This is a genomic window from Nocardia sp. NPDC003693 (assembly GCF_053981095.1).
On the sequence record NZ_JBSFNO010000014.1, the window covers coordinates 44,749 to 57,935 of the forward strand.

A 13,187-nucleotide genomic window follows, 5' to 3' on the forward strand; every position below is an offset into this window, starting at 1 on the left:
GATAAACACTGTGGAACGTAAACCGCCGAGGCCGCGCCGGATCAACGAAGGCTCCTCCGAACATGAGGTCTACCTCCCGACCGGCGCGCTCTCCCCGAATCGGCAAACCCGGGATCCACTGCCGGACACCCTGCTCAAACGGGTGAAGCAGTTCTCGGGACGGCTCTCCACCGAGGCCGTGTCGTCGATGCAGGATCGGTTGCCGTTCTTCGCCAATCTCGATGCCGCCCAACGGGCCGGGGTCCAGATGCTGGTGCAGACGGCGGTGGTGAACTTCCTGGAGTGGCTGCAGGATCCCGAGAGCGACATCAGGTTCAGCCTGGACGCCTTCCAGGTGATCCCGGACGATCTGGCGCGGCGGCTGACGCTGCGCCAGACCGTCGACATGGTCCGGGTGGCCATGGAGTTCTTCGAACAGTGGCTGCCCGCGCTCGCGCGCAACGACCGGCAGCTGGTGGCGCTCACCGAGGCGGTGCTGCGATACGGGCGTGAGCTCGGTTTCGCGGCCGCCTCGGTGTACGCCAGCGCGGCCGAATCGCGCGGCGCGTGGGACACCCGGCTGGAGGCCCTGGTCGTGGACGCCGTGGTACGCGGCGACACCGGGCCCGAAATGCTTTCCCGCGCAGCGACTTTGAACTGGGACGCGACAGCCCCGGCCACCGTGCTGGTCGGCACCCCGCCCAGCGATCAGGTCAACAGCATGGGTGCGGTGCACGCGATCGCCGCCCGGCACAATCGCGCGGCCCTGGCCGTGGTGCAGGGCGCCCGGCTGGTGATGGTGGTCAGCGGCCACCTGGGCGATCCCCTCTATCCCTCACCGTTCCTGGCGGATCTGCTCGCCGAGGTCTTCTCCGACGGTCCCGTCGTCATCGGCCCGACCACCCGCACGCTGTCCGCGGCGCACATCAGCTCGGTCGAGGCCATGGCCGGCATGGAGGCGGTGGTGGGCTGGCGGGGCGCTCCGCGCCCGGTCCACGCCTCGGAACTACTGCCCGAACGGGCCCTGCTCGGGGACAGGGCGGCCGTGAACGCCCTCAACGAGAATCTTGTGTTACCGTTGGCCGCCGCCAGCGACCTGGCCAACACCCTGGACGCCTATCTCGACTGCGGCGGAGCCGTCGAAACTTGTGCGCGGCAACTGTTCGTTCATCCAAACACCGTCCGCTATCGGTTGAAGCGTATCGCCGACATCACGGGCCGGGATCCGATGAATCCGCGCGATGCCTACGTGTTACGAATCGCCTCCACGATAGGCAGGCTGACACGAACCCGTAACGAATCGCCCACTTCAGCCTCAGATGTAGCGCCCGTCACAGATCCGGTAGATGGGGTGTAACGCGATTCGGGAATCGGACGATCCGGCCGAGCCACGTGGCCGTTTGTGGACTCCCCACAAAACTGCCCGCAAACCTTCATTCGCGCCGACATCTCTGGAGACCGGCCTCACAGTGTTCTCTTAGAGGCGTGATCGCGTTGTTCGCGCCCGGACAGGGCTCTCAGACACCAGGCATGCTCACCCCATGGCTCGAACTGCCCGGTGCGGTTGATCGAATCGCACTGTGGTCGAAGGCCTCGGGACTGGACCTGCTTCGCTTGGGCACGACCGCAACCGCGGAGGAGATCACCGATACCGCGGTGACTCAGCCCCTGGTTGTGGCGGCTGCCCTGTTGGCTTTCGCGGAAATCCCCCAGGATTCGCTGCCCGGCGATACCATCGTCGCCGGACACTCGGTCGGCGAACTCGCCGCCGCTGCCGTCGCCGGGGTCATCTCGGCCGACGACGCGGTGGCACTGGCCGCTCTCCGCGGCGCGGAGATGGCCAAGGCTTGCGCACTCGAGCCGACCGGAATGTCCGCGGTGCTCGGCGGTGACGAAGCCGCCGTGCTCGCCCGGCTCGAAGAACTCGGCCTGATCCCGGCCAACCGCAACGCGGTCGGTCAGATCGTGGCCGCCGGTAGGCTGGACGCGCTCGCCGAGCTGGCGGACAGCGCACCGGAAAAGGCGCGGGTCCGGGCTCTGCCGGTCGCCGGCGCCTTCCACACCGCATTCATGGCTCCTGCCCAGGACGCCGTGGCCGCGGCCATAGCCAAGATCGTTCCCGGCGAGCCGACCCGGACGCTGCTGTCGAACTTCGACGGCAAGCCGGTCGTCTCCGGCCAGGACGCGATCGACAAGCTCGCTGCCCAGGTCACCCGCCCCGTGCGGTGGGACCTGTGCACCGAAACCGTCCGTGCGGCGGGCGTTTCCGCGGTGGCAGAGCTGCCGCCGGCGGGAACTCTGGTCGGTATCGCCAAGCGGGAGCTCAAGGGCACCCCGAATCTGGCGCTCAAGACCCCCGGGGACATCCCCGCGCTGGTCGAGCTCACAGCCACCGACTAGCTTGACTCGCGGTCCGCATCGTCAACGGCGACGACGCGAACACGACCGCAGCAACAAAAAACAATCCGACCAACTATCAGGAATATGAAGGGAGCCACCACAGTGGCCGCTTTGACCCAGGAACAGATCGTCGAAGAGCTTGGCAAGATCATCGAAGAGGTGACCGGTATCGAGCCCTCCGAGGTCACGATCGAGAAGTCCTTCGTCGACGACCTGGACATCGACTCCCTTTCGATGGTCGAGATCGCCGTTCAGACCGAGGACAAGTACGGCGTGAAGATCCCCGACGAGGATCTCGCCAGCCTGAAGACCGTCGGCGACGCCGTGTCGTACATCCAGAAGCTCGAGGCCGAGAACGCCGATGCGGCCAGCGAGCTCAAGGCCAAGTTCGGAAGCGAGTAGGACCGAACTGTGACCACTCCTTCCACCTTGAACGGGAACTTCCCCAACATCGTCGTAACCAGCATGGCGGCGACCACGTCGATCGCCGGTGACGTCGATGCGACGTGGAAGGGCCTCCTCAATGGCGAGAGCGGCATCGACGTTCTCGAGGATGACTTCATCACCGAGTACGACCTCCCGGTCCGTATCGGTGGTCACCTGAAGGTTCGGCCGGACACCCTGCTCAGCCGGGTCGAATGCCGGCGGCTCGCGTACGTCGAGCAGCTGGCGATGGTCCTCGGTCGTGAGGTGTGGAAGAACGCCGGCACGCCGGAGATCGACCCGCTGCGCCTCGGTGTGGCCATCGGTACCGGTCTCGGCGGCGGCGACGCCCTCATCGACTCGGTCGACAAGCTGAAGAACGGCGGCTATCGCAAGATCTCGCCGCTGGCTGTTCAGATGGTCATGCCGAACGGTCCGTCGGCTGTCGTGGGCCTGGAACTCCAGGCCCGGGCAGGAGTGATCACTCCGGTCTCGGCGTGCTCGTCGGGTTCGGAGGCCATTGCCAACGCCTGGCGGATGATCGCCATGGGTGACGCCGACATGGTCGTCACCGGTGGTGTCGAAGGTTTCATCGACGCGGTTCCGATCGCGGCCTTCTCGATGATGCGTGCGATGAGCACCCGCAACGACGATCCGAAGGGCGCCTCGCGTCCCTTCGACAAGGATCGCGACGGCTTCGTCTTCGGCGAGGCGGGCGCGCTCATGGTCCTCGAGACCGAGGAGCACGCCAAAGCACGTGGCGCCACCATCCACGCCCGCTTGATGGGCGCGGGTATCACTTCGGACGGCTACCACCTCGTGGCGCCGGATCCGGAGGGCACCGGCGCGGGTCGCGCGATGACCCGGGCCATCCAGACCGCGGGTCTGTCCCCCAAGGACATCACCCACGTCAACGCTCACGCGACGGCCACCCCCATCGGTGACCTCGCGGAGAAGAACGCGATTCACAAGGCAGGCGTTTCGCACGCCTCGGTCTACGCGCCCAAGTCCGCCCTGGGCCACTCGATCGGCGCCGTCGGCGCGCTCGAGTCGGTGCTCACGGTCCTCAGTGTTCGGGACGGCATCGTCCCCCCGACGCTGAACCTCGAGAACCAGGATCCGGAGATCGACCTGGATGTCGTGCACGGCGAGGCTCGCCGTCAGGACATCGAGTACGCGATCAACAACTCTTTCGGTTTCGGTGGGCACAATGTCGCGCTCGCCTTCGGCCGGTACTGACGCATCTCCGAGCCGTTAACGCGGCTCGGATCAGCGCCGGTTCGTAAGACAAGTGGTCCCGGCGGGGACTTCTGATGGGGAACCCGCACCCACTGGGCTCCCCACGAGAAACTTCCCGCCGGGACTTCGACATTTCGCAGCCGCTCTCAGCGACCGCACTTCCTTACCAAGAGGAGAGTTTGCGATGACCATAATGGCCCCCGCTCATGCTGACACCGCGACCGATCCCCGCGACCCGCTGGGCCGGTTGCAGCGATTCTTCGATCCCGGCACCGTTCTTCCGCTGCATCCCCGCGACAAGTCGGGCGTGCTCGCCGCGATCGGTGAAGTGGACGGCGTGCGCACCATCGCCTACTGCTCCGACGCCACCGTCATGGGTGGCGCGATGGGCGTGGAGGGCTGCAAGCACATCGTCGACGCGATCGACACCGCGATCGACTCCAAGACTCCTGTTGTCGGCATCTGGCATTCGGGCGGCGCCCGGCTCGCCGAGGGTGTCGAGGCCCTGCACGCCGTCGGACTGGTCTTCGAGGCCATGGTCCGCGCGTCCGGTCTCGTCCCGCAGATCTCCGTGGTGCTCGGCTTCGCCGCCGGTGGCGCCGCGTACGGTCCGGCCCTCACCGACATCGTGATCATGGCCCCCGAAGGCCGTATCTTCGTCACCGGTCCCGACGTGGTTCGCAGCGTCACCGGCGAGAACGTGGATATGGCGACCCTGGGCGGGCCGGTCACCCACGGCAAGAAGTCCGGCGTCTGCCACATCGTGGCCGACGACGAGGCCGATGCCATGCACCGCGGCCGCCGGCTGGTCTCGATGTTCGCCGAGCAGGGCGAATTCGATCTGACCGCCGCCGCGCACGGCGACGTCGACCTCAAGGCCATGCTGCCGGAGTCGGCCAAGCGCGCCTACGACGTGAAGCCGATCGTGCACGAGCTGCTCGACAACGTCGACGGTGAAAGCACTTTCGAGGAGATGCAGGGCGGCTACGCCCGCAGCATCGTCACCGGCCTGGGCCGCCTGGGCGGTCGGACCGTCGGCGTGCTGGCCAACAACCCCATTCGCATGGGCGGCTGCCTCAACTCCGAGAGTGCCGAGAAGGCCGCGCGATTCGTGCGCCTGTGCAACTCGTTCGGTATTCCGCTGGTGGTCCTGACCGACGTCCCGGGGTACCTGCCCGGTGTCGGCATGGAGTGGGAGGGCGTGGTGCGCCGCGGCGCGAAGCTGCTGCACGCGTTCGCCGAGGCCCGCGTCCCGCGCGTGACCCTGGTGACCCGCAAGATCTACGGTGGCGCCTACATCGCCATGAATGCCCGCTCGCTGGGCGCGACCGCGGTGTACGCCTGGCCGGGGTCCGAGGTCGCGGTCATGGGCGCCAAGGCCGCGGTCGGCATTCTGCACAAGAAGGCCATCGCCGCCGCACCCGAGGCCGAGCGCGAGGCGCTGATCGAGCGTCTCACCGTCGAGCACGAGCAGATCGCGGGCGGTGTGGAACGGGCCGTGGCCATCGGCGTGGTCGACGAGATCATCGATCCGGCCAAGACCCGGTCGGTCATCGCCGCGGCCCTGGCCGCCGCGCCGTCGCGGCCGAGCCATTTGAAGAACATTCCGCTGTAGGTCTTTCCAACAGCTCACCGTGGGCGGTCTCTTCGGAGACCGCCCAAGGTTGTGTATATGGGTTGCCGTGCACCCTCGCCGGGGCCCGGCACGAGCCGGATCCCACGCGGAATGCAACTGTCCCCGTGGGCGATTCCGCTCCGTGCCCGACCCCGCCGCAACGACTGCCCGGCGGCCGGCGAGCACGGCCCGCCTCCGGTTCTTCGGTTCGTGCACCGACGCCCTCGAGCCGATCCCCTGCCCCGCACGCGCCGGGAGCGTAGGGTTTTCTCGCTGGCACAGGGAATTTCGGCGGAGGCGGCGCTATGCGGCTGGATCCGGGGGCGGTCTTCGCCGGGTACACGATCGAGCGTGAGCTGGGTGTGGGCGGGATGGGCCGGGTGTATCTGGCAGCGCATCCGCGGCTCGAACGCCGCATCGCGCTGAAGATCCTCAACGAGGACGCGGCCCGGGACGCGGGGGTGCGCGCCCGCTTCGATCGGGAGGCCGCGCTGGTGGCGCGGCTCGAGCATCCGCACATCGTGCCCATCTACGACCGCAGCGGTCCCGAGGACGAGACGCCGTGGATCTGTATGAAGTTCGTCAACGGCGGGGACGCCGCGACGCTGACGGCGACCGCCCGCGGCGGGGTGCGCGCCGAGGTGGCGCTGAATCTGCTCACCGATGCGGCCCGCGCCCTGGACTACGCGCACCGGCACGGGATTCTGCATCGCGATGTGAAGCCCGCGAACATCCTCATCGACCGCAGCGATGACGACGCCGATCGAGCCGTGCTGTCCGACTTCGGGATCGCCCGCGCCTTCGACGACTCCCTGACCGTCACCCACCTGGTGGCGACCCTGGCCTACACCGCTCCCGAACGCTTCAACGGCGATCCGGCCGACCACCGCGCCGACATCTACTCCCTGGGCTGCACCTTCTACGAGATCCTCACCGGCCGAAAGCCCTTCCCCCACCGCGATCCCGCCCCCGTGATCGCCGCCCACATGCACACCCCGCCCCCGCGCCCGACCGACCTGCGCCCCGACCTGCCCCCGGCCCTGAACAACGTCATAGCCACGGCCCTGGCAAAGGATCCCCGCAACCGCTATCCCACCTGCACCGCCCTGGCCACCGCCGCTCGCGCGGTCCTGAACCAGGCCGCCCACCCGACCCGGGTCCGCCGCCCCGGATCCCCCTCACCCACCGAACGATCCGGCCCACGCCCCATGCCGGACCCCACCCCACTCCCGTTCTCCACCGAACACGACGAGACCCTCCCCTACCCGTCCGACCCCGCCGCCCGCACACCGATGCCCGGGTCCCCCGGCGCGCCGGGCGGGAATGCCCCGCCCACAGCCGAACACAGCGCGAACCCGACGCCGGCGCCCGTCAGGGACTCGTCGCCACGAACCGGGCAGCGCGTGTCGGCGGCCGCCGGGCGGGAGTTGCCGCCCTCGGAGTCCGGACCGGCGGTATCGCCGGAGCAGGGCCCGACTACTCCCAATCGGGAGAGGTTTGTCCGAATCTGCAATTGGGTGGCCACGATCGCGGTCGTTCTCGGCGGAGCGCTCGTGCTGTGGAGCGGGGGCGCGACCTTCGCGACTTATAGCTATTCCGGTATAGGTTTCCCGCATCCGTACGACATCGGGCTCGTGCTCACCCACGGCGACTTCTATGTTCGCGCGCTCGGGTTCGGGGCGCTGGCGGCGGGGGTGATCGCCTACGCCCGGCGGTTCGTGTTCGGGCGGCGGATCGGGCAAGAGGCGTGTGCGGCGATGCTCGCCGGGTTCGGGCTGGCCGCGCTGTGGGGTGTGGTCGCGTTCGCCGAACTGCCGGCGTGGATGGCGAGCAGCGGCTCGGACCTCTCGGTCGCGACGGGGTATCGGCTGTTGGTCGGCGGGCAGGCGGCGATCGCCGCGAGCGGCGCGGTGGCGGCGGTCGCGCTGCTCACCGGATGGCGGCGAGAGTTCGAGTTCCGGTCGCCGCGGGACGGATTCGGAATCGCGAGCGCGGTGCTGGGCGGGATCGGCTCGGTCGCGCTGCTGCTGGCGCACGCACCGATCGACGAGCGGGCCGCGCTTAGCCCGGGCTACGCCTGGCAGTTCGCCACGGCCGCGTTGTTCGCCGCCGCCGTACCCATCGGGGCCGCTTTTCTGTTGCCGCGCAAAATCTCCGGCGCGATCGTGCTGGGCTGGGCGGTGGGCGGCGCGCTGCTCGCGGTCTTCCTGGTGACCCAGAGCCTGGTCGTCGATACCAACACCGGGGCGGTGTCCATCGACACCTACATGATCGCGCCCGCGGTCTTCGCGGTGACGCTGCCGGTGCTGGCGGCGGTCAACCTCGTCGCGGTGCGGCGGGCCGAACGACGACCCGCCACGTCGTGAGGCATCGCGCTCAGGACTGGAGTCGAATCCGATCCGCGGACTCGTTCTGGCTCGAGCACTCCTGGAAGGGATTCGGATCCCCTTGGCGCTCACCGCAGATCCAGCGCACGTTCTCGATGGTGACGGGGATGTCACCGCTCTCCTGCGTCTTGCGGGCGTCGGTATAGGACGTGGTGACGGCCAGCGCCGTGCCGCAGAATTCCGTGCCCTTCTGGGTGTAGGCGACGACCGCCAGGCCGAGGGGGCCGGGGCCGCAGTCCACGACGGGCAGTTTCGGGTCGAGGGGTGCGGCGGGGCGCGAATCCTGGGAGAACGCCTCGGCGGAGGTGGCGGGGGCGGACTCGGAGGTCGAGTCCTCGCTGCAGCCCGCTGTCGCGAGCACCGCGACCGCGCCGAGTACCACGAGGGCCGATGAACCGATGCGCATGCGAACTCCTGTCTCGATCTGCCGAATACCCGCCAGCGGATTCTCGACGCGCGCCGGGCGATTCCCGTGCACGACACGCACGTTCGACGGTATCGGTGCGGAGCTCCCGGGGCCCGGCGACCGGTGAATCAGCCGACGTCGCGGCGCAGCCAGGTGACTTCGGCGCCTTCCTCGGCCCAGCGGAACGGTTCGAGGGCGTCGTCCCAGGCGGTGCCGAGGGCGCGGTCGATCTCGGCGGCGATATCGGTGGCCGAGCTCCGGCCATTGCCGCGGGCCTGCTCGACAATGGCGCGCAATCGCATTTCCCCGACCATCACATCGCCATTCGCGCTCGTCGCGCCGCTCCATAATCCGAGGCCCGGAACAAAACTGAACCGTTCACCGTCCACACCCTCACTGGCGTCCTCGGTGACTTCGAAGGACAGGACGGTCCAGTCTCGCAATGCGCTGGCTAACCGCCCGCCGGTACCGACCGGACCGTACCAATCGGTGGTCGCGCGCAAATTTCCCGGCGCCGCGGGCTGCGCGGTCCAGCGCAGTTTCGCGGGCGCCTTGAGGGTCGAGGTGAGTGCCCATTCGATGTGCGGGCACAGCGCGGCCGGCGACGAGTGGATGTAGACGACACCAGACGTCGCGTCGGCGAACTGATTCGATCCGCGCACCACTAACACCTCCGGCTCCGACGGGGACGTCTTCCCCAACGACCCATCGAGCCAGCGATGCCCGAGCTTACTGGAGTGTCCGGTGTTACGTGTGTTACTTATCGGCCGTGTCGGCGTTCTACGCAAACTCCGCGATCACGGCGTCGCTGAGGGTCGGCCACGCCGCGCGCGCCCAGTCACCGAAATTTTCGTCCGCCAGCGCGAGACACGCTATGCCGACGTCCGGGTCGACCCACAGAAATGTTCCGGTTTGCCCGAAGTGCCCGAAAGTACCCGGCGAGTTGGACCCACCCGTCCAGTGCGGCAGCTTGTGGTCGCGAATTTCGAAGCCGAGACCCCAATCGTTGGGCCGCTGCGACCCGTAGCCGGGCAGTATTCCGTTGCGGTCCGGGAACTGCACTGCGCAGGCGTCGCCGAGCAATTCCTGACTAACGACAACCGGGTCCAGCAATTCACTGGCGAATCGCAGCAGATCGGCGACCGAGGAGCGCGCCCCGTGCCCCGCAGGGCCGTCGAGCACGGACGATGTCATGCCGAGCGGCTCGAAAACGGCCTCGTGCAGGTAGCGGCCGAACGCTATTCCGGTTTGCCCTGCGACGAAATCGGCGAGCACCTCGAATCCGGCGCTGGAATAGATCCGCCGCGCGCCGGGCTCGGCCAGCACCTCGGTGGTGTCGAAGGCCAGCCCGGAGGTGTGGGCGAGCAGGTGCCGCACGGTGGATCCGGGCGGTCCGGCGGGTTGATCGAGTTCGACCGCGCCCTCCTCCACCGCGACCAGAACCGCGTAGGCCACAAGGGGTTTGGTCACCGACGCGAGCCGGAAGACCCGATCGGTCTCCCCCTCGGCGTCGACCCCGCCCTTACCGCGCACCGCGACACCCGCCGCGGCGTGCCGAACCGGCCAATTTCGAATCTGCTCCAGCGCTCGCACACCATCGAGCCTACGAGCCATCGCCGCCGCCCGGAGTCCGGGCCCGATTCAACAGCGATCGGCGACGGCCGTATCCGAAGTAGACGAGCAGCCCGACGGCGGACCAGAGCAGGAAGGCCAGCCAGGTCACGCCCGGCAGATGCGCGAGCAGCCACACGCACATGGCCACCCCGAGCACGGGCACCAGCGGCACCAGGGTCCGGAAGGTGCGCGGCAGCTCGGGTTTGGTGCGGCGCAGCACCAGCACGCCGACGTTCACCAGGCCGAACGAGACCAGGGTGCCGATGTTGGTGGCGTTCACCAGTTCTCCGAGCGGGATGAGCGCCGAGAGCACCGCGACGACACCGCCGACGATCACGGTGTTGACGGTGGGCACCCGTTTGGCGCCGACGCGGGAGAACACGCGCGGCATGAGCCCGTCGCGGGACATGGCGACCAGGATGCGGGTCTGCCCGTACAGCACCGTGAGCACCACCGAGGCGATGGCGATCACCGCGCCGGCGGCGAGAATGGTTGCGGGCCAACCCTTCCCGGTGACGCTTTCGAGCACGGTGGCGAGCGAGGCCCCCGAGCCGCTGACCTCGTCCACGCCGACGGCCGCGACGGCGGTCAGGGCGACCAGCACGTACATGAGGGTCACGATGCCGAGCGAGATGATGATCGCCCGCGGCAGATCCCGCTGCGGATTCTTGGCTTCCTCGCCGGCGGTGGAGGCGGCGTCGAAGCCGATGAAGGAGAAGAACACCATGGAGGCGGCGGCGCCGACGCCCGCGACCCCCGCCGGGGCGAAGGGGTGGAGGTTGTCGGAGTCGAAGGCGGTGACCGCGACGACGACGAAGAACACCAGGACCGCGACCTTGATGATCGTGGTGACGGTCGTGACCCGCGCGCTCTCTCGAATACCGTCCAGCAGTACGGCCATGGCGATCAGCACGACGACGGCGGCGGGCAGGTTGATGATCCCGCCCTCGCTCGGCGCGGACGACAGCGCGTCCGGAATCCGCCATCCGACGGTCGATCCCAGGAATTCGTTCAGGTACGCACCCCAGCCCACGGCCACCGCCGCCACCGATACCCCGTACTCCAGCAGCAGGCACCAGCCGCACACCCAGGCCACGATCTCCCCGAGCGTGGCGTAGGTGTACGAGTACGCCGAGCCCGAAACCGGTACCGCCCCCGCCAGTTCCGCGTACGACAGCGCCGAGAACAGGGCCGCGAGTGCGGCGATCGCGAACGAGATGACCACCGCGGGCCCCGCCAGCGGCGCGGCCTCCCCCAGCACCACGAAGATCCCGGTGCCCAGCGTCGCGCCCACCGACAGCGAGATCAGCGGCACCAGCCCCATGCTCCGCCGCAGCGCGGTGTGCTCCCCGTCCGACGCGAGCTGTTCCACAGGTTTGGTTCGCAGCAACGAACCGGTAATCCGAGAGATTCCAGGCACGAACCCCCACGCTACCGGCTGGTCTACCTCGATCCCGCACCCAAGCCCCGTGTCGAACCCGCACTACGATTGCGCCAGCAATCTACAAGCGCACCATGTGTTCCCGATCCGCCCATGCATTCATCCGGTCGCGCGCATCACCACACCGCGTGGGCTTCCGGCGAACGCGAACCGGTGGTGCGCACGCGGCGAAGACCGCCGGTTGCCCGCTCGGTGGAAGCGGGTTCCGAGGTCCGGTAATGCGGTGCCGTGCAGTCTGCCCGATTCCGGCGAGCTTTCCGGGCCGATTCGCCCGGCGACCACCCGGCCCACTTATCAGCGCCACAGGCCGCCGCACCGGGGCTGCCTCGGGCGGGGTCTCGGCGGCAGGCGGGCGGCGAGCCCATCGGCAGTCGGCGGGGCGGGGCAGCGCGGGTTCGGATCCTGATGGGCGGCGACCCCATCGGCAGCTGACGAGACAGGTCAGTGCGGGTTCGTGTCCTGGTGGGCGGCGAGGAGTTCGCGGCGGCGGGTCAGGTCGGCGATCCGGGTGTCGAGGCGGGTCAGGCCGTCGTGCAGGACTTTTCGGGAGTGGTCGCAGTGCTCGAAGCCGGTGTCGGTGGTGCAGGGCAACAGGGCGCGGATGTCGCGGGTCGGCAGGCCGGCGTCGAGGAGTTCGCGGATGCGGGCGACGCGGGCGGGGGCGTCGGGGGTGTAGGAGCGATAGCCGTTGGGGTCGCGGTGCGCGGTGAGCAAGGACTGTTCCTCGTAGTAGCGCAGCAGGCGGGTGGGCACGCCGGTGCGCCGGGAGAGTTCGCCGATCAGCACTGTGACCTCCCGCATACGGGGTTGACCTTCACATCCATGTCAATGCCTAACGTCCGTGCCATGACGAACATTTCGCTCTCGACCCAGGTGACCGGATCCGGCCCGGCGATCGTGCTCGCGCACGGTGCGGGCGGCGGGATCGAGCCGAATTTCGGCTCGCTGATTCCGCTGCTGAGCGCGCGCCACACGGTGATCGGCTCGGACTACCCGGCCGATGACACCCCGCTCGACCTCGACGTCCTGGCCGACGCGCTGGTGGCCGCCGCCGTCGCGTCGGGCGCGGACGATTTCACCCTCATCGGCTATTCGCTGGGGTCGGCGGTCGCGATCCGCGCGGCGACCCGGCATCCGGACCGGGTGCGGGCGCTGGTCCTGGCGGCGGGCTTCGCCCGGGCCGATCACCGGGCGCGGGCGACGGCCGAACTCTGGCAGCGCACGCTGGCCGCGGGCGACGCCGAGTCCTTCGCGCGCGTGGTGCTCCTCGCGGGATTCAGCGCCGAGTTCACCAATGCCCTTCCCCCGCAACAGATCACCGAGATGATCGCCCGGACCGCGGCCGACGTCCCCGGCGGCGTGCTCGCCCAGGCGGCCCTGGTGACCACCGCCGACGTGACCGCCGACCTGCCCGCCCTCTCGGTCCCCACCCTGGTCATCGCGGCCACCGAGGACCTCCTCGTCGACCCCGCGAACTCCCGCCACCTGGCCGCCGCGATCCCCGGCGCCGAGTACGCCGAGATCCCGGCGGGTCACGTCCTGATGCTCGAACATCCCGGCGCCTGGCACGCCACGATCCTCGATTTCCTGACCCGGCACGAGCTCGACCTGCCCGTCCCGGCGGGCCGCTGACCCTTCGAACGTCCCCTGAGGCCGGTCCACGGGCACCGCTACGATCGGTTT

At 68.9% G+C, this 13,187-nt stretch carries 12 protein-coding genes; 7 read left to right on the plus strand and 5 right to left on the minus strand.

Annotated features, from left to right (window positions below; translation table 11 throughout):
• The first annotated feature begins 40 nt into the window (after nucleotides 1-40).
• The 6 genes from ACWDOP_RS17530 to ACWDOP_RS17555 all read left to right on the plus strand — a co-directional run bounded on the left by ACWDOP_RS17530 (nucleotide 41) and on the right by ACWDOP_RS17555 (nucleotide 8,022).
• Nucleotides 41-1,336: a PucR family transcriptional regulator gene (locus ACWDOP_RS17530; protein WP_454201446.1), complete on the plus strand. Its 1,296-nt coding sequence runs from the start codon at nucleotides 41-43 to the stop codon at nucleotides 1,334-1,336.
• 128 nt (nucleotides 1,337-1,464) lie between these two features.
• Nucleotides 1,465-2,379, plus strand: a complete 915-nt coding sequence (locus ACWDOP_RS17535) for an ACP S-malonyltransferase (protein ID WP_454201185.1) — start codon at nucleotides 1,465-1,467, stop codon at nucleotides 2,377-2,379.
• A gap of 84 nt (nucleotides 2,380-2,463) precedes the next feature.
• Nucleotides 2,464-2,781 (plus strand): meromycolate extension acyl carrier protein AcpM, encoded by a 318-nt coding sequence (gene acpM / locus ACWDOP_RS17540; protein WP_354989759.1) that lies wholly within the window; start codon nucleotides 2,464-2,466, stop codon nucleotides 2,779-2,781.
• Between the two features lie 9 nt (nucleotides 2,782-2,790).
• A complete protein-coding gene (locus ACWDOP_RS17545) occupies nucleotides 2,791-4,041 on the plus strand; it encodes a KasA/KasB family beta-ketoacyl-ACP synthase (RefSeq protein WP_454201186.1) in 1,251 nt (416 codons plus the stop codon).
• Between the two features lie 184 nt (nucleotides 4,042-4,225).
• Nucleotides 4,226-5,656, plus strand: coding sequence for an acyl-CoA carboxylase subunit beta (locus tag ACWDOP_RS17550; protein ID WP_354989761.1), 1,431 nt, complete (start codon nucleotides 4,226-4,228; stop codon nucleotides 5,654-5,656).
• Between the two features lie 305 nt (nucleotides 5,657-5,961).
• Nucleotides 5,962-8,022 carry a protein kinase domain-containing protein gene (locus tag ACWDOP_RS17555; RefSeq protein ID WP_456345927.1) on the plus strand — a complete coding sequence of 687 codons (2,061 nt, stop codon included), beginning with the start codon at nucleotides 5,962-5,964 and terminating at the stop codon, nucleotides 8,020-8,022.
• 10 nt (nucleotides 8,023-8,032) lie between these two features.
• On the opposite strand, the gene ACWDOP_RS17560 is transcribed toward ACWDOP_RS17555, so the two are convergent.
• The 5 genes from ACWDOP_RS17560 to ACWDOP_RS17580 all read right to left on the minus strand — a co-directional run bounded on the left by ACWDOP_RS17560 (nucleotide 8,033) and on the right by ACWDOP_RS17580 (nucleotide 12,305).
• The gene (locus ACWDOP_RS17560; RefSeq protein ID WP_456345928.1) at nucleotides 8,033-8,449 is read right to left on the minus strand and encodes a hypothetical protein; all 417 of its coding nucleotides are present in this window, start codon (nucleotides 8,447-8,449) and stop codon (nucleotides 8,033-8,035) included.
• 128 nt (nucleotides 8,450-8,577) lie between these two features.
• Nucleotides 8,578-9,111, minus strand: a complete 534-nt coding sequence (locus tag ACWDOP_RS17565; protein WP_454201189.1) for a DUF3145 domain-containing protein — start codon at nucleotides 9,109-9,111, stop codon at nucleotides 8,578-8,580.
• 118 nt (nucleotides 9,112-9,229) lie between these two features.
• A complete protein-coding gene (locus ACWDOP_RS17570) occupies nucleotides 9,230-10,042 on the minus strand; it encodes a serine hydrolase domain-containing protein (RefSeq protein WP_456345929.1) in 813 nt (270 codons plus the stop codon).
• Between the two features lie 10 nt (nucleotides 10,043-10,052).
• On the minus strand, nucleotides 10,053-11,483 hold the full coding sequence (locus ACWDOP_RS17575; RefSeq protein ID WP_456345930.1) for an amino acid permease: 1,431 nt from the start codon (nucleotides 11,481-11,483) through the stop codon (nucleotides 10,053-10,055).
• Nucleotides 11,484-11,945: 462 nt separating this feature from the next.
• Nucleotides 11,946-12,305 carry a MerR family transcriptional regulator gene (locus ACWDOP_RS17580; RefSeq protein ID WP_456345931.1) on the minus strand — a complete coding sequence of 120 codons (360 nt, stop codon included), beginning with the start codon at nucleotides 12,303-12,305 and terminating at the stop codon, nucleotides 11,946-11,948.
• Nucleotides 12,306-12,350: 45 nt separating this feature from the next.
• Here ACWDOP_RS17580 and ACWDOP_RS17585 point away from each other — a divergent pair, with 45 nt between their 5' ends.
• Nucleotides 12,351-13,136 carry an alpha/beta fold hydrolase gene (locus tag ACWDOP_RS17585; RefSeq protein ID WP_456345932.1) on the plus strand — a complete coding sequence of 262 codons (786 nt, stop codon included), beginning with the start codon at nucleotides 12,351-12,353 and terminating at the stop codon, nucleotides 13,134-13,136.
• The last annotated feature ends 51 nt before the right edge of the window (nucleotides 13,137-13,187 follow it).

Excerpts from the sequence above, each read along its gene's own strand:
- acpM (WP_354989759.1), top strand. The coding sequence starts at position 2,464 with ATGAAGGGAGCCACCACAGTGGCCGCTTTGACCCAGGAACAGATCGTC.
- ACWDOP_RS17550 (WP_354989761.1), top strand. The coding sequence starts at position 4,226 with ATGACCATAATGGCCCCCGCTCATGCTGACACCGCGACCGATCCCCGC.
- ACWDOP_RS17555 (WP_456345927.1), top strand. The coding sequence starts at position 5,962 with ATGCGGCTGGATCCGGGGGCGGTCTTCGCCGGGTACACGATCGAGCGT.
- ACWDOP_RS17560 (WP_456345928.1), bottom strand. The coding sequence starts at position 8,449 with ATGCGCATCGGTTCATCGGCCCTCGTGGTACTCGGCGCGGTCGCGGTG.
- ACWDOP_RS17580 (WP_456345931.1), bottom strand. The coding sequence starts at position 12,305 with ATGCGGGAGGTCACAGTGCTGATCGGCGAACTCTCCCGGCGCACCGGC.
- ACWDOP_RS17585 (WP_456345932.1), top strand. The coding sequence starts at position 12,351 with ATGACGAACATTTCGCTCTCGACCCAGGTGACCGGATCCGGCCCGGCG.